Origin of the sequence: Leisingera sp. M658, assembly GCF_025144145.1 — a bacterium.
Lineage (GTDB): Bacteria > Pseudomonadota > Alphaproteobacteria > Rhodobacterales > Rhodobacteraceae > Leisingera.
Map to the genome: position 1 here is coordinate 361,339 of NZ_CP083546.1, position 21,432 is coordinate 382,770.

Here is a 21,432-nt window from a genome sequence, read left to right on the forward strand (position 1 = left end):
GCTTGGCCCAACGTCGCTTGGCGTGCTGGCGTTAGTTAGCGGGGCGTAGCGGGGGCGGGAGTTTTTGCTGAAACAGGAATGTTGCTGAGAGGCGGTTCAGGGACAGGCGCAAAAGAAAACCCGCCGCGTTTTTTGCGGCGGGTGTTGAAGGTTTCGTGACTGAAGGGCTTCAGTCCTCGTCAGGCAGCGCGCGCACGGCGCCCTTGGCCGCCGATGTGGCCAGCAGCGCGTAGGCTTTCAGCGCCTTGGATACTCTGCGCTTGCGCGGTGCGGCGGGTTTCCAGCCGGCCGCATCCTGCGCTTCGCGGCGCGCGGCGAGTTCCTCGTCCGGCACCGCCAGATGGATCGAGCGGTTGGGAATGTCGATCTCGATGGTGTCGCCCTGCTGCACCAGTCCGATCAGACCGCCTTCGGCTGCCTCGGGCGAGACATGGCCGATCGACAGGCCCGAGGTGCCGCCGGAGAACCGTCCGTCCGTCAGCAGCGCGCATTTTTTGCCGAGGCCTTTGGATTTCAGGTAGGAGGTCGGGTAGAGCATTTCCTGCATCCCCGGACCGCCGCGCGGGCCTTCATAGCGGATCACAACCACGTCGCCTTCTTTGACCTTGCCGGTCAGGATGTCGTTGACCGCCGCGTCCTGGCTTTCGCAGACATAGGCCGAACCGGTGAAGGTGAGATTGCTGGCATCGACGCCGGCGGTTTTCACGATGCAGCCGTCCAGCGCGATATTGCCGAACAGCACCGCAAGGCCGCCGTCCTGGCTGAAAGCGTGTTCCTTGGAGCGGATCACACCGTTTTCACGGTCATTATCCAACTCCTTGTAGCGGTTGGACTGAGAGAACGCTTGTGTTGTGCGCACGCCGCCAGGGGCCGCCTTGAACAGCGCCTCGGCCTCGGGGTTGTTGGCAACCTTGATATCCCATTTGGCAATCGCCTCGCCCATGGTCGAGGTATGCACGGTGCTGCAATCATTATGCAGCAGGCCCGCACGGGACAATTCACCCAGGATCGAGAAGATACCGCCGGCCCGGTGCACGTCTTCCATATGCACATTGGCCGTGTTCGGCGCCACCTTGCACAAGCAAGGCACCTTGCGGCTCAGCTGGTCCATGTGGGACATGTTGAAGTCGACTTCGCCCTCATTGGCAATCGCCAGCAGGTGCAGCACCGTGTTGGTGGAGCCGCCCATGGCAATGTCCAGGCTCATCGCGTTCTCAAACGCCTTGAACGTTGCAATCTCGCGCGGCAGCAGGCCTTTTTCTTCGCCCACATAGTGACGCTTGGTGATGTCGACGATCTTGCGGCCGGCCTCCAGGAACAGGTGTTTGCGGTCCGCATGGGTCGCCAGGGTCGAGCCGTTGCCGGGCAGCGCCAGGCCCAGGGCCTCGGCCAGGCAATTCATCGAGTTGGCAGTGAACATGCCCGAGCACGACCCGCAGGTCGGGCAGGCGTTCTCTTCGATGTGCTGGACCTGCTCATCGGTGAACTTGTCATTCGCCGCCGCCACCATCGCATCGACCAGGTCGATCTTCTTCATGTCCAGATCGGCAATGTCGATCTTGCCCGCTTCCATCGGGCCGCCGGAGACAAAGATCGCCGGGATGTTCAGGCGCATGGCGGCCATCAGCATGCCCGGAGTGATTTTGTCGCAGTTGGAGATGCAGACCATGGCATCGGCGCAATGGGCGTTGACCATGTATTCGACGCTGTCGGCAATAACTTCGCGCGACGGCAGTGAATACAGCATGCCGTCATGGCCCATGGCGATACCGTCATCCACCGCGATGGTGTTGAACTCCTTGGCGACACCGCCGGCCGCCTCAACCTCGCGGGCGACCATCTGGCCCAGGTCCTTCAAATGCACGTGGCCGGGCACAAACTGGGTGAAGGAGTTGACGATGGCGATGATCGGTTTGCCGAAATCATCGTCTTTCATGCCGGTGGCGCGCCACAATCCGCGCGCGCCCGCCATGTTGCGGCCATGGGTGGAGGTTCTGGATCGGTACATTGGCATCAGGCTATTTCCCTTAGTCTTTGCCCTCAGGGACACGATTTGCGCAATAAAGGCAACCTGCCGGGGGGCTGTTCGGTAATTTTGGCGCAGTTGGCGCCGGATTTCAGCGGTGAAATGTCTCTCGGGTTGTTTCTTAGGCGCGGGCGGGCGCAGGCTCGGGGCTTTTCAGCCAGTGATTCACCGCCAGTCCCAGCACCAGCGCCCAGAACGGCGCGCCGATTCCAAAGAAGCTGACGCCGGACACTGTGGTCATGAAGGTGATCAGCGCCGCCTCGCGGCCCTTGGCGTCTGACAAAGCGGCAGACAGGCTGTTACCGATGGTCGAGAGCAGCGCAAGGCCCGCGACAGTGGCGACCAGCGCTTTGGGCGCGATCAGGAACAGGCTGATGACGGTGGCGCCGCCCAAGCCCACCAGAATGTAGACGAGGCCCGTCATGACGCCTGCCAGATAGCGGGTGTCCGGGTTCTCATCCGCTTCCGGACCGGCGCAGATCGCGGCTGTGATGGCGGCAAGGTTGAAGGCAAAGCCGCCGAAGGGTGCGAGCAGAAGCGAGGCCAGCCCGGTGACAGTGAGGCTGGCAGAGACCGGTGTCTCGTATCCGCAGGCCTTGAGTGCGACCACACCGGGCATGTTCTGCGAGGACATGGTGACGATATAGAGCGGCAGGCCGATGCCGATGAGAACCGGCAGCGAGAAGGCGGGCATCACAAACTCAGGCCGCGCCAGGGTGAGGTCCAGCGCCTCCAAGCTGCCAAAGGCGCCGGTGGCTGCGCACCAGGTCACACCTGCCGCCAGCACCGCTGGGATTGTGTAGCGGGGAAACAGCTTGCGGCCAGCCAGGAAGGTGAGACCCATCACCGCCACCAGCGCGGTGTCACTTTGCAGCGACGTGAAAGCCGAGAGGCCGAACTGGAATAGTATGCCCGCCAGCATCGCGCTGGCCAGGCTGTCCGGGATAAGGCGGGAGAGGGCGGCAAACCAGCCAGTGACGCCGGTGAGGGTCAGGAGCACGGCGCAGAGCATGAAAGCGCCGACTGCCTCAGCCAGCGGCACACCGTCGAGGCTGACAGCCAGCAGCGCCGCGCCGGGGGTGGACCATGCTGTCAGGATCGGCATCCGGTAGATCAGCGACAGGATCAGGCAGGTCAGCCCCATCCCAAGCCCCAGCACCAGCATCCAGCTGTTGGCCTGGGACTGGGTGGCGCCGACGGCCTCGATGGCTTGGAAAATGATCGCGACAGATCCGGTATAGCCGACCAGCACGGCCACCGCGCCGGAGACAAGATGCGAGAGTTTCAGATCCTTGAGCATGCGGCTTTTCCTCTGGCGCCGGATCGGCTAGGGGTGTCGTGCGTTATAGCGCACATTACACATCGTGCGTTATAGCGCACAAGTGCTTTTTGAGCGGCGGATCTTATGAGCGATGAAACCATCACCCTGAACTTGCGGAACATCCGTACGCAGGCGGGGCTTAGCCTGTCCAAAGCGGCGGAGATCACGGGCGTCAGCAAGGCAATGCTGGGGCAGATCGAGCGCGGCGAATCAAGCCCGACGATTGCCACCCTGTGGAAGATCGCCAAAGGGTTTCACCTGCCGCTGACCGCGCTGATTGGAGAGGCTACGCGGCCGGTAAGCGCGGCCACCGGTGTTTATGAGACGGTGCAGTTTCCGGGCAGTATAGGGGTCAAGATTGTCTTTCCCTTTGATCCGCTGCTTGGGGCTGAGACCTTTCAGGTCACGCTGCAGCCAGGGCAAAGCCACCAGTCCCAGCCGCATGACACCGGCGTCACCGAGGAAGTGTTTGTGCTGCACGGGTCGATGGAGGTGCTGCGAGACGGCGAATGGGTGATGCTGGAGGCCGGGCAGGGGTTGCGCTTTGCCGCCGACCAGCCGCATGGCTACCGCAGCGCCGGGACCGGCGCGGCTTTTCTCAACATGCACCACTACCGGCAGGCAGGTCTGACGCAGCGGGACTAAATCCTTCACTTGTGCATTGTCTGCGGCGGGCCTACCAATTGCCCAAGCCATTGAGTTTTCTGGATTTGAAAGGGCACCGGAATGGACACGCTGCGCGGAAGCCTGTTGATGGTGCTGGCCATGGCCACCTTTGCGCTGGAGGACATGTTCATCAAATCCGCGGCCCGCGACATTCCTGTGGGACAGATTCTGATCCTGTTCGGGTTTGGCGGCATGGTCATCTTTGCTGCGATGGCGCGTGCGCAGGGTCACGCTCCCTGGCACCCGGGTTTTGGCACGCGCCCGATGCTGCTGCGCTCTGTGGCAGAGGTCGCAGGACGCCTGTGTTACACGCTGGCGATTGCGCTGACGCCTTTGTCCTCGGCCTCGGCCATCCTGCAGGCGACGCCTTTGGTTGTGGCAGCAGGTGCTGTGGTGTTCTTTGGCGAGACGGTGGGCTGGCGGCGCTGGCTGGCGATCGGGCTGGGGTTTGCCGGGGTGCTGCTGATCCTGCGTCCGGGCCTGAGCGGGTTTGAGCCTGCCTCGTTGTTTGCGGTTGCCGGCACGCTGGGGTTTGCGGGCCGGGATCTGGCCACCCGCGCGGCGCCCAGGGACATGAGCAACAACCAGCTGGGGTTCCTTGGCTTTGCCATGCTGGTGGTGGCCGGTGTGGCCGCGCTGGGCTGGACGGGCGGGGCGGTCTGGCCAAGTCTGGGCAATTCGCTGAAAATCACGGCAGCCACGGGGATCGGCGTCATTGCCTATAACGCTTTGTCCGGGGCGATGCGGGCGGGCGAAATCTCGGTGATTGCGCCGTTCCGCTATACCAGGCTGATCTTTGCCATGGTGCTGGGGGTGCTGGTTTTTAGCGAACGGCCCGATATGCTGACCCTGATCGGCAGCGCAGTAATTGTCGGCAGCGGTGTTTTCACGCTGCTGCGCAGCCGCAAGCCGTGATGCGCGTCTTGCGCCCGCCGCCGCGCCGCCTTACATCTGCCTCCCATGGCCAATAAGAAGCAGACATCCGACCCGAATTACAAAGTGATCGCCGAGAGCCGCCGGGCGCGGTACGATTACGCAATCGAAGACGATATCGAATGCGGCATCATGCTGGAGGGGTCCGAGGTCAAGGCGCTGCGCGGGGGCGGCTCCAACATCGCCGACAGCTATGCCGCGGTGGAGAACGGCGAGCTGTGGCTGGTGAACGCCTATATCCCGCCTTACGAGCAGGCCAAGCTGTTCAGGCACGAAGAGCGCCGCCGCCGCAAGCTGCTGGTATCGCGCAAAGAACTGTCGGATCTGTGGAACGCCACCCAGCGCAAGGGGATGACCCTGGTGCCGCTGGTTTTATACTTCAACCACAAGGGCCGCGCCAAAATCAAGCTGGGCATCGCCAAGGGCAAGAAGAACCACGACAAGCGGGCGAGTGAGGCCAAGCGCGACTGGTCCCGCCAGAAACAGCGGCTGCTGAAGGACGCACGCTGATCAGGGGAGGGCGCTGCCCTCTTGGCCTGGCGGCCAATTCACCCGAGGGTATTTCCAACCAGAAAGAAGCAGGGTTTGTGCGCCTGCAAGCTGATATCGATGCGTGCATGGCTTTGGTGCTATTCTGCCTGACAATCCCCTGCAGCCGGCCGGTGCCGCCGGGGCGGGTCGTGGGGGGCAGGGATGCGTTGGGTATCTGACTGATTAGTCGGATATGCCTTGCCCCGCAGGTTCGCTTTTGGATCAAACCCGGACAGAGACCGCGGCCCGGCGGGATGTGCCGCTGCCGGTGCCGATGATCAGCGCCAGTGCAGACAGCCTTAAAACTGTACCTGTTAGGGGGTGGCTGCGATGTACTGGGCTATATTCTCTTTCCCAAGCAGGCGCCTGTGCGACTCGAAGTCAGGGCCGGCAAAGACAATCCGCAGGTTTTCAACCTCCAGCAGCGGCTGCAGCGCCTCGACGGGCAGGCCGATCGCCCGGAGAATCGAAAGCTCTTTAAGGTTCTTAAGCGGGGTGAGATCGGTGACGGCTGTTCCGGAAATGCTGAAGTCCCAAAGGGTCTCCATGTCCTGCACCGCAGCAAGGCTGGACACGGCAGTATTGGTGAGCGACAGCACACGCAGGTTTTTGCCCGCCAGAGGCGCAAGGCTGGAGACGGCGGTGTCTGTCAGGTTCAGCTTGTGCAGCGCATCCAGCCCGTTCAGCGGTGTGATGTCGCTGATCCGGGTTCCGTCCAAGGCCAGCTCCTTCAGACCGGTTGCCCCTGTTATCGGGATCAGGTCCCTCACCTGCGTGTCTGACAGGATCAGGGTGTGCAATGCGGGCTTCCCTTCCAGCCCGTCCAGGTTTTCCAGCTGGGTTCCATCGGCGCGCAGCATCTCCAGCCGGTCGGAGGCGGCCAGCGCGGCCACGCTTTTGACCGGGCAATTGGAGATCCAGGCCACCTGCAGGTTGGTGCCCGACAGCGGGCTGAGGTCAGAGACCTGAGTGTTGAAGGCAAGAAAGACTGCCAGATCAGTAAGGCCGGATAGCGGGCTTAGGTCGGACACACCGGAATCCGCAATATTCAAGCTTTGCAGCCGGGTCAGGCCGCTGGCAAAAGACAGATCGGTGACATCCCCGGCCCCCCAGACCGAGAGATGCTCCAACTGTGTCATCCGGGCCAGCGGGGTGAAATCCGGCGCGCGGACAGAATCAAGACTGAGCCGCTTCAGCCGCGGCAGCCGGGTCAGCGGTGCAAGGTCCGGTGCGGTGATGTTGACCAAGGCCAGCCTTTGCAGCTTTGGCATCGCGGCGAGGGGGGACAGATCGACGGGGTCCTTGAACCGCAGGTCGGCCATCAGTGTCAGATCAGTCAGCTCAGTGAACTGGATCAGCCCCTGCAAGTCGGGCGTGTGGTTTCCAATCCGGACCTTTGCCTTCAAGTCGTTGCTGTCAATGCATGTTTTGCCGATATCCACGCATTCCGCGCGCAAGGCACCGGGGCAGAACATGCCCGCTGCAATCAGAAATGCTGCAAGGAAACTGGGGAAACCGGACATACAATGGGCCTTTGCAATGAAATGCTGAAACTGGGGTCCATGTTATTACCGCTCCGTTAAAGGCCCGCAAGATTTTTGTAACCACAGGTAGAGGGCGGCGCGGTCTTGCACCGCTGCGCCGCCGGATGTACCCATGGCGCATGCGCAGAAAGGGAGACGCTTTGATGCAGGATGATCCGAAGACGCTGGTTTCCACCGACTGGCTGGCCGCCCATCTGAAGGATCCGGATCTGCGGGTGCTGGACGCATCCTGGTATTTGCCGCAGGAAAACCGCGACCCCAAGGCGGAATATGACGCAGCCCATGTCCCTGGCGCGCGCTTTTTTGATATTGATGATATCTCGGACCACCGCTCGGAATTGCCGCATATGGTGCCGCCGGTTGAGAAATTCATGTCCCGCCTGCGGGCGATGGGTGTGGGCGACGGCCACCAGGTTGTGGTCTATGACACCGCCGGGCTGAAATCCGCCGCCCGGGTCTGGTGGCTGTTCCGGCTGATGGGGCAGCACAACATTGCCGTGCTGGACGGCGGTTTCCCGAAATGGCAGGCCGAAGGCCGCCCGGTTGAAGACCTGCCGCCGGTGATCCGCGACCGTCATATGACCGTACGGGTGCAGAACCACATGGTCCGCGATGTCACACAAGTTTCGTCCGCTGCCAAACTGGGTGACCATGAAATCATCGACGCCCGCGCCGCCGAGCGGTTCCGCGGCGATGTGCCGGAACCCCGCGAAGGGCTGCGGGCTGGGCATATCCCCGGATCGAAAAACGTGCCCTTTGGCAGCTTGCTGAATGCGGATGGCACCATGAAAGATGCTGATGGACTGGGCGCCGTGTTTGCCGCGGCCGGTGCCGATCTGAACAAACCTGTGATTACCACCTGCGGGTCGGGCGTCACCGCCGCCGTCCTCAGCCTTGCACTGGAGCGCATCGGCAAGACCGATCATGCGGTCTATGACGGGTCGTGGTCGGAATGGGGTGCCTTCCCGACCCTTCCCGTTGCTACCGGAGAGAACTGATGTTCGAGACCCTGAAACCCCAGCCCGCTGACAAGATCCTGGCGCTGATGCAAATGTACCGCGACGACCCGCGTGCGGACAAGATCGACCTTGGTGTCGGCGTTTACAAGAACGCCGAGGGCGTCACCCCGGTGATGCGCGCGATCAAGGCAGCTGAGCATAAGCTGTGGGAAGAGCAGACCAGCAAGGCCTACGTCGGCCTGGCCGGTGATCCGGCCTATGCGGATGCGATGATCAAGCTGATCCTGGGCGATGCGGTTGCGCGTGAAAACATTGCGGCTGCGGCGACCCCCGGCGGCACCGGCGCCGTGCGCCAGGCGTTTGAGCTGATCAAGATGGCCAACCCCAAGGCCCGGGTGTTCGTGTCGGACCCGACCTGGCCGAACCATGTGTCGATCCTGAACTATGTCGGCATTGAAACCGTCACCTACCGCTATTTCGACCGCGACACCCGCGGTGTGAACTTTGACGGCATGATGGAAGACCTGAAAGGCGCGCAAAAAGGCGACGTGGTGCTGCTGCACGGTTGCTGCCACAACCCGACTGGTGCCAACCTCAATGAGGTGCAGTGGAAAGAAGTCATCGCGCTCTTGAACGAGCGCGGCCTGATCCCGATGATCGACATTGCCTATCAAGGCTTCGGCGACGGTCTGGAAGAGGATGCGCTGGGTGTGCGCCTGGTCGCCTCCAGTTGCCCCGAGGTGCTGATCGCAGCCAGCTGCTCCAAGAACTTCGGCATCTACCGCGAACGCACTGGCCTGCTGATGGCGGTGTCCAACGACGCGGGGGCGCAAGGGTTGAACCAGGGCACGCTGGCGTTTCTGAACCGGCAGAATTACTCTTTTCCGCCGGACCACGGCGCGCGTCTGGTGACGATGATCCTGAACGATGAAGCCTTGCGTGCCGATTGGGCGGCAGAGCTGGAAGACGTGCGCCTTGGCATGCTGGACCTGCGCCAAAACCTTGCGGATGAATTGCAGCGGCTGACCGGCTCGGACCGGTTCGGCTTCATCGCCCAGCACCGCGGCATGTTCTCGCTTCTGGGCACCACGCCGGATCTGGTCGAGAAGATGCGGGTGGACAATGGCATTTACATGGTCGGCGACAGCCGCCTGAACATCGCCGGTCTTAATGCGCAAACTGTACCTGTGCTGGCCAAGGCGATCGTCGACGCCGGCGTCTGAGGCCGCGCCGTCAGGACAAGCCGAAACGCGCTCCTTTCAGGGGCGCGTTTTTCTATGGCGGCTGCAAATCCAAGACTTTTGGAAAAGTCTTGGCAAAAGTTTTCCAAAACTTTTGCGCGCTGCAAATGCACAGACGGCGCTCCATGAAAGCGCCGTCCTCTTGTTTCAATACCGTGCAAGGGGTCAGCTCGGCGAGAATTCCGGATAGGCCTCCATGCCCAGCTCCGCCATGTCCAGCCCGTTGACCTCATCCTCTTCCTCCACCCGGATGCCGGTGGTGGCGCGCAGGATGACCCACACTATGGCCGAGGCGGCGATGGTGAAGACCCCCACCACGGCAATCCCGGTCAGCTGTTTCAGCAGCGTTGCATCAGGGTTCGACAACACGACCGCAACAGTGCCCCAGATACCGCAAAGCAGATGCACCGGGATGGCGCCGACCACGTCGTCGATCTGCAGCTTGTCCAGGAACGGCACGGCGAAGACCACGATCACGCCGCCGATGGCACCGATCAGGGTGGAGAGACCCAGGCCCGGCGTCAGCGGTTCAGCTGTGATCGCCACCAGACCAGCAAGCGCGCCGTTCAGGATCATGGTCAGGTCCGGCTTTTTGAACAACACTTGCGTCAGCACCAGCGCAGCCACCGCGCCACCCGCTGCAGCGGCATTGGTATTGGCGAAAATACGCGAGATATCGGCAACATCCCCAATTGAGCCCATCGCCAGCTGCGAGCCGCCGTTGAAGCCGAACCAGCCCATCCACAGGATGAACGTGCCAAGCGTCGCCAGCGCCAGGTTGGAGCCGGGCATCGGGATGGTCTTGCCGTCCTTGTATTTGCCAATGCGCGGCCCCAGGATCAGCGCTCCGGTCAGCGCCGCCCAGCCGCCCACCGAATGCACCACAGTGGAGCCTGCGAAGTCCAGGAAACCCATCTGCTCCAGGAAGCCGCCGCCCCATTTCCAGCTGGCCTGGAACGGGTAGATCACCGACGTCAGAACGATGGTGAAAATCAGGAAAGGCCACAGTTTGATACGCTCCGCCAAAGTGCCCGAAACAATCGAGGCAGTGGCGGCACAGAACATCAGCTGAAAGAAGAAGTCCGAGCCGGTGGCGGCATAGGAATAGTCATCTGCACCTTCCGCGGTGATCCCCACCGCCTCCAGCACACCGGGGCCGAAGACGCCGGACAGCACACCGTCAACCGCCCAATTGCCCAGCGGATACATCAGGTTATAGCCGATCAGCCAGTAGAATACGGCGGCCAGCGAGAACAGTGCCATGTTCTTGGTCAGCTGCATGGTCACATTCTTGGACCGCACCAGCCCGGCCTCCAGCATGGCAAAGCCAGCGGCCATCCAGAACACCAGGCAGCCGCCGATCAGAAACAGCAGCGAGTTCAGGATAAACACGGTGTCGGTCGCGGGATTCACACCCGGCGCAGGGCCGTCCTGGGCCAGTGCCAGACCCGGCAGCGCGGCCAGTGCCAGGGCCGCCAGGGGGAGTTTCAGGGTCTTCATAAGTCTTTCCTCCATGCCGGGCGCCTTCAGAGCGCCTCGAGGTTGGTTTCGCCGGTGCGCACCCGCACGGCCTGTTCCACGTCCAGAACAAAAATCTTGCCGTCGCCGATCTTGCCTTCACCCAGCTTCCCTGTGCGGGCGGTCTCGGAAATCGCGCTGACGGCCTGGTCGGCCTGATCGGCGGGCACCACAAGTTCCAGCTTCAGCTTCGGCACAAAAGTCACCTCGTATTCGGCGCCGCGGTAGATTTCCGTGTGCCCGGCCTGGGCGCCAAAGCCTTTGATTTCGGTAACCATCAGCCCGCTCACGCCAAGACCGGTCAGCGCCTCGCGGACCTCGTCCAGCTTGAAGGGTTTGATGGCGGCTATGATCATTTTCATCTCTGCATCCCTTGGTTTCCGCGCTGCTCCGGCCCCAAGCCGATGCATTGTGCACCTGCAGCAAAACCCCCGGCCCGAGTCGTGCAAAGCCCAAGGCCAGCAAGTTTCCGCGTGTCATTCTGCGCACGCACAATAATTTTGCGCCTTTTGCCCGCTTCGCTTAAAAACCGGCCATCTGGCAAAGGGGGAAAGCTCCGGATTCTGCCCCCTCTACAAACCGGGGCGGGCAGGGTATTGTCCCGGGAAACGGGCAAACCGGGCAGGACATGACGATGGCACAAGGATCCGGGCGCAAGCCTTTGGTGGCAGAAAAACGCTATTCCGCAGGCGGCAAGGGCAAACCTTCCGCTGCGAAAAAGCCTGCGCGCAAGAAACCCGCACGCAAGGCCAAACCCAAGAAGACCGGCCTGTTCGGCCTGTTTTTCCGCAAGAAGACACGGGCGAAACCGGCCCCGAAGAAGCGCGGCTTCACCGGTCTCTTGCTGGCGCCTTTTGTCTGGGTGTTCCGGCTGGTCTGGGGCTTCAGCTGGCGGGTCGGCATGGTGGTCTGCCTGCTGGTCGGTCTGGCTGTGGCGTTGCAATATGCCAAACTGCCCGAGGTTTCGGCTTATCTCGACGGGCGCGCGCGCGGGTCGGTCACCCTGCTGGACCGCAAGGGCGACGTCTTTGCCTGGCGCGGCGATCAGTTTGGCGGGGTCATCCGGGCCGATACGGTTTCGCCGCACCTGAAAAACGCGGTTGTCGCGACCGAGGACAAGCGGTTTTACCGCCACTTCGGCATCTCCCCGCGCGGCGTTGCCAGCGCCATCCGCATCAACCTGCGCGAAGGGCGCGGGCCGCTGTCAGGCCATGGCGGCTCCACCATCACCCAGCAGGCGGCGAAGCTGCTGTGCCTGGGCCGGGTCTATGATCCCACCGAATGGAAAAGTGAAAGCGCTTACGAGGCCGACTGCCGCAAGGGCTCGCTGTGGCGCAAGGGCACCGAGGCGATCTTTGCCCTGGCGATGGAAGCCAAATACACCAAGGACGAGATCCTCTCGATCTACATGAACCGCGCCTATATGGGCGGCGGCGCATACGGTGCCGAAGCTGCGGCGCAACGCTATTTTGGAAAGTCTGCCAACCAGCTGAACCCGGCCGAGGGTGCGATGCTGGCGGGTCTGCTGACTGCGCCCTCGACGCTGGCGCCGACCAACAATCTGCAACGTTCACAGGACCGGGCGGCCACCGTGCTGCGGCTGATGCAGGAGCAGGGCTATCTGACCGCCGCCGAGATGCAGCAGAACCAGAACGCCCCGGCCGTGCTGAGCGAAGCCGCGGCGGCGCGGGCGGGCGGGTATTTTGCCGATTGGGTGATGGATTCCATTCCGGATTTTCTGGGTGATCAGACCACCGAGGATGTGGTGATCCGTTCCACTCTCGATCAGCGCCTGCAGGGCGCGGCTGAGGAAGCACTGAAGTACATCTTTGAGAATAAGGTCCGCCCTGGCTCCAAGGCGCAGGCGGCCATTGTGGTGATGAGCGCCGATGGTGCCGTGCGCGCGATGGTGGGGGGGCGCAAGACGCGGGTCTCCGGCGTGTTCAACCGGGCAACCCAGGCCAAACGCCAGACCGGATCGGCCTTTAAACCTTTTGTCTATGCCACAGCGCTGGAACTGGGCTATTCGCCCTACGACCGGGTGCTGGACGCGAAATACTGCATGAATATTCCCGGCTCCGGCCAGTGGTGCCCCGAGAATTATACCCGGAAGTATTATGGCGAAGTCACCCTGGCCCGGGCGTTGCGGGATTCCCTGAATGTGCCGGCGGTGAAAGTCTCCGAGGCGGTGGGCCGAGACAAGGTCAGCATCGTGGCCAAGGATTTCGGCATTGACAGCGATCTGGCCGCAGGCCCGGCGCTGGCGCTGGGGGCCTCGGAAAGCACTCTGCTGGAGATGACCGGAGCCTATGCGGGCATCCTCAATGGCGGTTCCTCGGTAACGCCCTACGGGGTGACCGAGCTGAAGCTGGTGAACGACAGCGACGCGCTGATGGGCGCCAGCGGCGGCATCGGCGAACGGGTGATCCGCCCCGAAGCCGCCCAGCAGCTGGTCTGGATGATGGAAAAAGTGATTTCGGGCGGCACCGGCAAGCGGGCGCAAATCCCGGGCTGGCAGGCGGCAGGAAAATCGGGGACGACTTCTGCGGCCAAGGATGCCTGGTTCATCGGGTTTACCGCGGATTATGTGGCGGGGGTCTGGATGGGCTATGACGACAACACGCCGCTATCGGGTGTGACCGGCGGCGGCCTGCCGGCCGAGATCTGGCGCGAGACCATGGTGCGGGTGCATGACGGTCTTACTCCCAAGCCGCTGCCGATGCTGGAGCCTGCCCCGATCGCCCCGCCGCCGCAGCAAACCCGGCGCGAGCGCCGCCGCCGTCAGGGGCCGCAGCTGGGCAAGGAACTGGGCCGCGCGGTGGACAATATCCTGCGCGACATCCTGGGCAACTGACTGAATTGCAGCAAACGTGGGGCTCCCGCCCGGTGAAGGCCCCCCTGAGGGGTGCCTACGCCAGTTGGGTCCGGCGCCGCACCTGACGGTGCGGCGCACGCCCTGCCCGCCGGGCAGGGCGCCAGGCCCAACGGGAGCGCAGCATCCAGGATGCTGCAGCGACGGGCGGGAGTTTTCGCCTTTGCTCCGCAAGGCACCGGACTGACCCGCCAAATAGAAAAGGCTCCCCGCAGGGAGCCCTTTGACCGTCATTCGTTATGTGCGTGTTTCAGCTCAACCGCTTCAACTCTGCAATCAGCGCGTCGATGTCGCCCTTGTGGCTGTCCAGGATGGCGCCGATCTCGGTGCGTTCGGTCAAGAGCAGGTTCACACCTTCGATGAACATATTGAAGAACAGATCCTGGCCGGAGCGGTCCGACACCAGGAAGGTCACTTCAAACGGCGACTGGCCCTTGAGGTAGGCTATGGTGCTCACCTCATACCATTTCTTCACCTTCTTGACGCCTTTGACTTCCAGCTTGCCGCCGATGAATTCGCGGAAGCGCTTGCCGTATTTGCGCGAGATATAGCCCTGGAACGCCTTGGAAAAGGCCTTCTTCTGGGACGAGGACGCCCGGCGCCCGTCCACACCCAGCGCATAGGCGGCGATATAGGAGGTGTCGCTGTAACGCTGGAAGATCCGCTCAAACTCGCGGAACATGGCGTTCTCGCCCTTGCCGGAATCGATCACCCGGTTGATGTCGCCAACCAGGCTGTTGATCAGCGTGCTGGCGCTGTTCTCGGTCAGCGCCCACAGGGCTTGCGGTGCGGCAATCAGAGCAGCGGCTCCGGCGCCCAGGCCAGTCAGGAATTTGCGGCGGTCCATATTCAAAATCCTTCAGTGTTCAGTTCGAACGGATCGATCTCCTGGATCTCCTCGCCATCGCCCAGCTGGAACCGGCGGTTCTGCAGATAGATCAGGCGCGATTGCGCATAGCTGTCGGCGCTCTCGTAGAGAATCGAGTCGATCGTGTCGGAATAGTTGCCACGATCGCCCATGCGGCGCACGATCTCAGCGTAAATTGTGATATTGTCGGCAGTATTCTGCTCGGCGTAGCCCAGCGGGTTGGTGAAGAAATCGACGGCAACCCCGACCGCGTCGCGGCTGGTGGAAGGGCCCAGCAAGGGCAGCTCCACATAGGCGCCTTCGCCGACGCCCCAGGTGTGCAATGTCTCGCCGAAATCGGTATCGACCGCAGGCACATTGAATTCGCTGGCCGGGTCGGCAAGCCCGGCAAAGCCAACGGTAGAGTTGATCACAAACCGCGAAAAGGCATTGCCGGCCAGTTTCAGATCGCCCTGCAGCAGCGCGTTGACCATCTGTCCGGGCATCGACAGGTTCTCGGCAAAATGCGAGAAACTGGTCACCATTGGCGCGGGCACGATTGCCACATAGCCTTTAGAGGCAGGCCGGAAGGCCAGCCGGTCAACGCCGCGGTTGAAGGCGTGAATTCCGCGGTTGGTGCGCTCATAAGGGTCAAAAACTTCACCCGAGGCCCGCGCAACCGGATCCTGTTTTGCGCAGCCGGCCGCAAAAACGGCCAAAATCAGCGCAGATACAAATTTCAGCGGTCGCAAATGAAAAGGCATTCGGGTAAGTGTCCAATTGATGCTGGAACAGACGGGTCGGAGGGCAAATAAGGGTTCCTCAGCCTATTTCCAGTGCGATTACATTTATTCACCAGCTTGTGTCTGTTCTGATACAAATTCAGGCACTACCAATGGCCCGGGAACTTCTATTGCAGACTGACCATGAATAAAAGCATTTATAAGAGCGGTTATGATGAGCTTCGGGCGGTGCGGCAGCAGAGCCGGGGGCTGTACTGGTTCACCGGGATTTTCAGTTTCTTCGTGAACCTGCTGATGCTGACCGGGCCTCTGTATATGATGCAGGTCTATGACCGGGTGCTGGGCAGCCGCTCGGAGGCGACGCTGCTGGCGCTGTCGCTGCTGGTGGTGTTCCTCTACGGCATGATGGGGCTGTTGGATTATGCCCGCGGCCGGATCATGGCGCGGGTCGGGGCGCGGCTGCAGGCGGCGCTGGACCACCGGGTGTTCGATGCGATGATCCGGCGCTCGGCGGTGGCGCAGGATCCGGCGGCGCAGACCGGGCTGCAGGATCTGGAATCGGTGCAGCGGCTGATCTCCTCGCCGGTGCTGACCGCCGCCTTCGACCTGCCCTGGACCCCGGTCTTTTTGGCGGGCATTGCCCTGTTCCATCCCTGGCTTGGGCTGCTGGCCCTGGGCGGCGGCGCAGTGCTGGTGATGATTGCGATCCTCAACCAGCTGTTCACCCGGCTGCCGGTGCAAAAGGCCAATATGACCGGCCACAAGGCCAACCTGATGTCCGAGGAGATCCGCAACGAGGCCGAGATGATCCAGTCGATGGGCATGCGCGGCGCGGCTTTCGGGCGCTGGAAGCAAGGCCGCGATGCGGCGCTCACCGACAGTGTGACGGCCAATGACACCGGCGGCGGCTTCACCACGCTGACCAAGACGCTGCGGCTGTTCCTGCAGTCGGCGATGCTGGGGCTGGGCGCCTATCTGGTGCTGCAGGGCGAGGTGACGCCGGGGGCGATGATCGCGGGGTCGATCCTGATGGGCCGCGCCCTGGCGCCGATCGAACTGGGCCTGGGCCAATGGGCGATGGTGCAGCGGGCGCTGAAGGGCTGGCACAGCCTGGCCGAACTGCTGGCCAAAGTGCCGGAGGAGGCCGAGCGCACGGCGCTGCCGAAACCCAAGGCGCTGCTGGAAGTGCAGGGCATGGCGGTGGTGCCGCCGGGCAGCAAGACGCCGCTGCTGCGCAATGTCAGCTTCCGGGTGCAGCCAGGCCAGGCGATCGGGGTGATCGGGCCGTCGGGCTCGGGCAAATCGACCCTGGCGCGGGCGCTGACCGGGGTCTGGGCGCCGGCCGCGGGCTCGGTGCGGCTGGACGGTGCGGCGCTGGATCAATACGCGCCGGATGTGCTGGGCGGCCATATCGGCTATCTGCCGCAGCGGGTGCAGGTGTTCGACGGCACCATTGCCCAGAACATCGCCCGGCTGCAGCAGCAGCCGGATGCCGAAAAAGTGGTGGAAGCCGCCAAGAAGGCCGCCGCCCATGAAATGATCCTGAAACTGCCCGAAGGCTATGACACCAAGGTCACCGCCACCGGCGGGCGGCTGTCGGGCGGCCAGATGCAGCGGGTCGGGCTGGCCCGCGCGCTGTATGCCGATCCGGTGATCGTGATCCTGGACGAGCCGAACTCGAACCTCGACAATGAAGGCTCGATTGCGCTCAATCAGGCGATCAAGCAGATCAAGGCCGAGGGCCGCTCGGTGCTGATCATGGCGCACCGGCCCGCGGCGATCCAGGAATGCGACATGCTGCTGGTGATCGACAAGGGCACCCAGACCGCCTTTGGCCCCAAGGACAAGGTGCTGCAGGAAATGGTCGCCAACCACCAGAACATCCGCCAGGCCACTGGCACAGGAGGCGTGCGATGAACGGGCAAAGCAACTGGCCGGCCCGGCGGCCGCTGATCATCGGCCTTTTGGCGCTGCTGGTGCTGGTGGGCGGCTTCGGCTCCTGGTCGGTGCTGTCGTCGATTTCCGGCGCGGTGGTGGCGACGGGGCGCATCGAGGTCGACCGCAACCGCCAGATCGTGCAGCATCTGGACGGCGGCATCGTGGCCGAAATCCTGGTTGATGAGGGCGACACCGTGGCCGAAGGCGCCACGCTGATCCGGCTGGATGCCAATGAGCTGACCTCGCAGCTGGTGATCACCGAGGGCCAGCTGTTCGAACTGATGGCGCGCCGCGGCCGGCTGGAGGCCGAGCGCGACACCGCCGCCGCGATCACCTTTGAGCCGGAACTGCTGGAGGCGGCTGAAGTGCAGCCGGATGTCAGCGATCTGACCGAGGGCCAGCGCCGCCTGTTTGAAGCCCGCAAGGACACCACCGCCCGCGAGATCGAACAGCTGGAGAAGCGCCGCACCCAGATCCAGGAGCAGATCCGCGGTGTGGAGGCGCAGCAAACCTCGATGAATGTGCAGCTGGAGCTGATCGGCGAGGAGCTGGAAAGCCAGCAGTCGCTTCTGGACCGCGGGCTGGCGCAGGCGGCGACGGTGCTGAACCTGCGCCGCACCCAGGCCAGCCTCGAGGGGCAGCTGGGCGAGCTGGTGGCCACGGAGGCGCAGTCCGAGGGCCGCATCACCGAGATCGACATCGAGATCCTGAAGCTGGCCACCAGCCAGCGCGAGGAGGCAATCAGCCGGCTGCGCGACCTGCGCTACCAGGAGCTGGAGCTGGCCGAAAACCGCCGCTCGCTGCAGGGGCGGCTGGCGCGGCTGGACATCACCGCGCCGGTCTCCGGCATTGTCTACGGGCTGCAGGTGCAGACGCCGCGCTCGGTGATCCGCCCCGCGGATCCGGTTTTGTACCTGGTGCCGCAGGACCGGCCGCTGGTGATTGCGGCGCAGGTGGCGCCGACGGATATCGACCAGCTGTACACCGGCCAGGAGGTCACCTTGCGGTTCTCGGCGCTGGACCAGCGCTCGACGCCCGAGCTCTTTGGCCATGTCACCCAGGTCTCGGCGGATTCGTTTGAGGATCAGGGCAGTGGGGTGTCCTATTACCGCGCCGAGATCGAGCTCAACCCCGGCGAACGCGGCCGCCTGCCTGCCGGCACGGTGCTGATCCCGGGGATGCCGGTGGAAAGCTACATCCGCACCGACGCGCGCTCGCCGCTGGCCTATCTGGTCAAGCCGCTCGCGGATTATTTCAACAAGGCCTTCCGCGAAAGCTGACGGCACAAAGTAAGGCCAAGATTGCGCAAAGCCGCACTGGTGCTTCGCATTTGCTCTTTCCGAATTCCGCCTGTCCGGGTAGCGTCCCGGCCAGCAAAGACTCGGAAGGAAATCGGCCATGAGCATTGAAGCAAAACTGAAGGAGCTCGGGGTGACCCTGCCCGAAGCACCGGCACCGGCGGCGAACTATGTGCCTTTTGTGGTTTCGGGCGATATGGTTTACATCGCGGGCCAGATCTCGGCCGATGAAAACGGGCTGATCACTGGTAAGCTGGGTGCTGATCTGAACGTTGAGGCCGGCCAGGCTGCAGCCAAGCGCTGTGCAATTGCGCTTCTGGCCCAGCTCAAGGCAGCTTGCGGCGGTGATCTGGACCGGCTGGTGCGGGTCGTTAAGCTGGGTGCATTTGTGAACTCGGCCCCTGACTTCACCGGCCAGCCGATGGTGGTGAACGGCGCCTCCGACTTCCTGGTCGAAGCCCTGGGCGACATTGGCCGCCATGCCCGTTCGGCGGTCGGCTCGGTGTCGCTGCCGCTGGGTGTTGCAGTGGAAATCGACGGCGTTTTCCAGATCAAATGAAGCCCGTCCTGCCTGCCGCTATCCTGACTGTCCCGCTGGCCCACCGTGCGCTGCATGATGCCGCGGACGGGCGCCCGGAGAACAGCCGCGCTGCCATCCGGGCAGCAATTGCGGCGGGTTATGGGATTGAGATCGATCTGCAGCTGTCCAGCGACGGCTGTGCCATGGTCTTTCATGACAACGGTCTGGACCGGCTGGCGGAGGCCTCTGGTCCGGTCCGCGCCAGGACCTGCAGCGCGTTGCAGGCCATCCCGCTGAAGGGCGGTGACGGGGAAGGCATTCCGGAGCTGTCTGAAGTGCTGGAGCTGGTGGCAGGCCAGGTGCCGCTGCTGATAGAGCTGAAGGATCAGAACGGGCAGATGGGCCTTACCGATGGTGCGCTGGAGCGGGCCACGGCAGAAGCGCTGAAGGGCTATGCCGGTCCTGTGGCTGTGATGTCCTTTAACCCCAATTCAGTCGCGGAACTGGCCCGGCTGGCGCCGGATATTGCCCGCGGCATCACCACCAGCGCCTATGATCCCGCGGAATGGCCGGAGCTGCCCAGGGCGGTCTGCGACGGCCTGCGCGGCATCCCGGATTTCGCGCGCACCGGGTCGAGTTTTATCAGCCACGAAGCCGGCGATCTGCCCCGTCCGCGGGTGCAGGCGCTGCGCAACGATGGGGTGCCGGTGTTGTGCTGGACCGTGACCTCTGCGGCGGAGGAAACCGCGGCGCGCGTCTTTGCCGACAATGTGACGTTTGAACAGTACCTCTCGCCGCTAACATCTTGATCCCGCAGGCGCAGACCCCACATCTTTGAAGCGGTGCGGAGGAATTGCATGACCCAGGCGCAAATCGAAATCCGGGTGCTGGCCTCACTGTCGCAGATCGCGGCAGAGGACTGGGATGCCTGCGCCTGTCCTGAGGCGGCAGACGGCACCCGCCCGCTGGATCCATTTACCACCCACCGGTTTCTAAGCGCGCTGGAAGACAGCGGCTCGGTCGGGCCCGGCACTGGCTGGCAGCCGCAGTATCTGACCGCCTATCAGGACGGGCTGCTGATCGCCTGCGCGCCGCTTTACGCCAAGGGGCACAGCCAGGGCGAATATATCTTTGATCACAATTGGGCGCATGCTTATGAGCAGGCCGGCGGGCATTACTACCCCAAGCTGCAGGTCGCGGTGCCCTTTACCCCGGCCACGGGACGGCGTTTTCTGGTGCGCCCGGGCTTTGACGGTATCGGCCATTCGGCGCTGGTTCAGGGGGCGGTGCAGCTGGCAGCCGACAACAAACTGTCCTCGCTGCATGTGACCTTTTGCACCCAGGACGAGGCAAGGATGGGGGCGGAGATGGGGCTGATGCGCCGCTCTACCCAGCAGTTTCACTGGCAAAACGACGGTTATGCCGATTTCGAAGGTTTCATGCGGGCGCTGTCCTCGCGCAAGCGCAAGAACATCCGCAAGGAGCGGATGCAGGCGCAATGTTTCGGCGGCGAGATCCGGGTCTATCAGGGGGACAGCCTGCAGCCTGAGCATTGGGATGCCTTCTGGGAATTTTATCAGGACACCGGTGCGCGAAAATGGGGCGCGCCTTATCTGACGCGGCAATTCTTCGATATCGCCCATCACACGATGGCGCAGAATATGGCGCTGATTCTGGCAGAGCGCAACGGGCGCTATGTTGCAGGTGCCTTGAATTTCATTGGCCGTGAAACGCTTTACGGGCGTTATTGGGGCTGTGTTGAGCACCATCCCTGCCTGCATTTCGAGCTGTGTTATTATCAGGCGATAGAGCTGGCGATAGCCCTGGGGCTTGACCGGGCTGAGGCGGGCGCGCAGGGTGAACACAAGCTGGCGCGCGGCTATCTGCCGTGCGAAACACACAGCTTGCACTGGATCGGCGATCCCGGGTTTGCCGGGGCCGTCGAACGCTACCTCGAGGCTGAACGGGCCGCCACCGAGGAAGAGATTGAAATCCTGACCGATTACGGCCCGTTCCGCAAAGCCCAAGTGGAGGAGCAAGAATGACGGAAAAACTGTCCGACGCCACCCGCGGCCCGCTGCTGGAGCCGCTGTTTGCCACCGGCTGGGAAATGGTGGAGGGCCGGGATGCTATCACCAAGATCTTCAAGTTCAGCAATTTCGCCGATGCCTTCGGCTGGATGACCCGCGCCGCGATCTGGGCCGAGAAATGGAACCACCACCCGGAGTGGAGCAATGTCTACAACCGGGTGACGGTGGTTCTCACCACCCATGATGTGGACGGGGTCAGCGCGCTGGATGCCAAACTGGCGCGCAAGATGGACGGGCTGTTCGGCGAGCCGCAGACTTGAACGGACGCTCTGACGGAAAGGTCAGCAATTCTGTCCAAATGTTTCGCGCGCGAAACATTCCGGCAGGCATGCTGACCTTATTTTTCACCGTTTATTAAGGGGTTGTCCTGCGGCCGCCGGGTCAG

General features: G+C 62.9%; 19 protein-coding genes. 12 read left to right on the top strand and 7 right to left on the bottom strand.

Translation table 11 applies throughout. The features are described from left to right. Positions 1 to 169 precede the first annotated feature (169 nt). Together ilvD and K3724_RS01905 are read right to left on the bottom strand one after the other, a co-directional pair. On the bottom strand, positions 170 to 2,014 hold the full coding sequence (gene ilvD / locus K3724_RS01900; RefSeq protein ID WP_259989538.1) for a dihydroxy-acid dehydratase: 1,845 nt from the start codon (positions 2,012 to 2,014) through the stop codon (positions 170 to 172). 133 nt (positions 2,015 to 2,147) lie between these two features. Beyond that, positions 2,148 to 3,326 (bottom strand): benzoate/H(+) symporter BenE family transporter, encoded by a 1,179-nt coding sequence (locus tag K3724_RS01905; RefSeq protein WP_259989540.1) that lies wholly within the window; start codon positions 3,324 to 3,326, stop codon positions 2,148 to 2,150. Positions 3,327 to 3,431: 105 nt separating this feature from the next. Here K3724_RS01905 and K3724_RS01910 point away from each other — a divergent pair, with 105 nt between their 5' ends. From K3724_RS01910 to smpB, 3 genes are all read left to right on the top strand, one after another. After that, positions 3,432 to 3,992 carry a helix-turn-helix domain-containing protein gene (locus K3724_RS01910; protein WP_259989542.1) on the top strand — a complete coding sequence of 187 codons (561 nt, stop codon included), beginning with the start codon at positions 3,432 to 3,434 and terminating at the stop codon, positions 3,990 to 3,992. Positions 3,993 to 4,073: 81 nt separating this feature from the next. Next, positions 4,074 to 4,928, top strand: coding sequence for a DMT family transporter (locus K3724_RS01915; protein ID WP_259989544.1), 855 nt, complete (start codon positions 4,074 to 4,076; stop codon positions 4,926 to 4,928). Positions 4,929 to 4,973: 45 nt separating this feature from the next. Continuing rightward, positions 4,974 to 5,456: an SsrA-binding protein SmpB gene (gene smpB / locus K3724_RS01920; protein ID WP_259989546.1), complete on the top strand. Its 483-nt coding sequence runs from the start codon at positions 4,974 to 4,976 to the stop codon at positions 5,454 to 5,456. A 335-nt stretch (positions 5,457 to 5,791) separates the two neighbouring features. Here the strand turns inward: smpB and K3724_RS01925 are convergent, their stop codons facing one another. Continuing rightward, a complete protein-coding gene (locus tag K3724_RS01925; RefSeq protein ID WP_259989548.1) occupies positions 5,792 to 7,000 on the bottom strand; it encodes a leucine-rich repeat domain-containing protein in 1,209 nt (402 codons plus the stop codon). A gap of 164 nt (positions 7,001 to 7,164) precedes the next feature. Between K3724_RS01925 and sseA the strand changes: the two genes are divergently transcribed. Then, positions 7,165 to 8,019 carry a 3-mercaptopyruvate sulfurtransferase gene (gene sseA / locus K3724_RS01930; protein WP_259992541.1) on the top strand — a complete coding sequence of 285 codons (855 nt, stop codon included), beginning with the start codon at positions 7,165 to 7,167 and terminating at the stop codon, positions 8,017 to 8,019. Next, complete coding sequence (locus tag K3724_RS01935; protein WP_259989550.1) at positions 8,019 to 9,203, top strand: amino acid aminotransferase; 1,185 nt, start codon at positions 8,019 to 8,021, stop codon at positions 9,201 to 9,203. The genes sseA and K3724_RS01935 overlap by 1 nt, the downstream gene beginning before the upstream one ends. Positions 9,204 to 9,386: 183 nt before the next feature. On the opposite strand, the gene K3724_RS01940 is transcribed toward K3724_RS01935, so the two are convergent. Continuing rightward, entirely contained in the window at positions 9,387 to 10,721 is a 1,335-nt protein-coding gene (locus K3724_RS01940; RefSeq protein ID WP_259989552.1) for an ammonium transporter, read from the bottom strand. A gap of 26 nt (positions 10,722 to 10,747) precedes the next feature. After that, positions 10,748 to 11,101 (bottom strand): P-II family nitrogen regulator, encoded by a 354-nt coding sequence (locus K3724_RS01945; protein WP_259989554.1) that lies wholly within the window; start codon positions 11,099 to 11,101, stop codon positions 10,748 to 10,750. A 272-nt stretch (positions 11,102 to 11,373) separates the two neighbouring features. On the opposite strand from K3724_RS01945, the gene K3724_RS01950 reads away from it, so the two are divergent. Then, positions 11,374 to 13,593 (top strand): transglycosylase domain-containing protein, encoded by a 2,220-nt coding sequence (locus K3724_RS01950; RefSeq protein WP_259989556.1) that lies wholly within the window; start codon positions 11,374 to 11,376, stop codon positions 13,591 to 13,593. 268 nt (positions 13,594 to 13,861) lie between these two features. Here the strand turns inward: K3724_RS01950 and K3724_RS01955 are convergent, their stop codons facing one another. Continuing rightward, positions 13,862 to 14,458 (bottom strand): phospholipid-binding protein MlaC, encoded by a 597-nt coding sequence (locus K3724_RS01955; RefSeq protein ID WP_259989558.1) that lies wholly within the window; start codon positions 14,456 to 14,458, stop codon positions 13,862 to 13,864. 2 nt (positions 14,459 to 14,460) lie between these two features. Beyond that, a complete protein-coding gene (locus K3724_RS01960) occupies positions 14,461 to 15,222 on the bottom strand; it encodes a VacJ family lipoprotein (RefSeq protein WP_259989561.1) in 762 nt (253 codons plus the stop codon). Positions 15,223 to 15,384: 162 nt separating this feature from the next. Between K3724_RS01960 and K3724_RS01965 the strand changes: the two genes are divergently transcribed. From K3724_RS01965 to K3724_RS01990, 6 genes are all read left to right on the top strand, one after another. Beyond that, a complete protein-coding gene (locus K3724_RS01965; protein ID WP_259989563.1) occupies positions 15,385 to 17,118 on the top strand; it encodes a type I secretion system permease/ATPase in 1,734 nt (577 codons plus the stop codon). Further along, on the top strand, positions 17,115 to 18,419 hold the full coding sequence (locus K3724_RS01970) for an HlyD family type I secretion periplasmic adaptor subunit (protein WP_259989565.1): 1,305 nt from the start codon (positions 17,115 to 17,117) through the stop codon (positions 18,417 to 18,419). The genes K3724_RS01965 and K3724_RS01970 overlap by 4 nt, the downstream gene beginning before the upstream one ends. Before the next feature lie 118 nt (positions 18,420 to 18,537). Then, on the top strand, positions 18,538 to 18,996 hold the full coding sequence (locus K3724_RS01975) for a RidA family protein (RefSeq protein ID WP_259989567.1): 459 nt from the start codon (positions 18,538 to 18,540) through the stop codon (positions 18,994 to 18,996). After that, complete coding sequence (locus K3724_RS01980; RefSeq protein ID WP_259989569.1) at positions 18,993 to 19,766, top strand: glycerophosphodiester phosphodiesterase family protein; 774 nt, start codon at positions 18,993 to 18,995, stop codon at positions 19,764 to 19,766. Before K3724_RS01975 ends, K3724_RS01980 begins: the two co-directional genes overlap by 4 nt. A gap of 48 nt (positions 19,767 to 19,814) precedes the next feature. Continuing rightward, on the top strand, positions 19,815 to 21,002 hold the full coding sequence (locus K3724_RS01985) for a GNAT family N-acetyltransferase (protein ID WP_259989571.1): 1,188 nt from the start codon (positions 19,815 to 19,817) through the stop codon (positions 21,000 to 21,002). After that, positions 20,999 to 21,307 carry a 4a-hydroxytetrahydrobiopterin dehydratase gene (locus K3724_RS01990; protein ID WP_129372104.1) on the top strand — a complete coding sequence of 103 codons (309 nt, stop codon included), beginning with the start codon at positions 20,999 to 21,001 and terminating at the stop codon, positions 21,305 to 21,307. Before K3724_RS01985 ends, K3724_RS01990 begins: the two co-directional genes overlap by 4 nt. Positions 21,308 to 21,432: the final 125 nt, after the last annotated feature.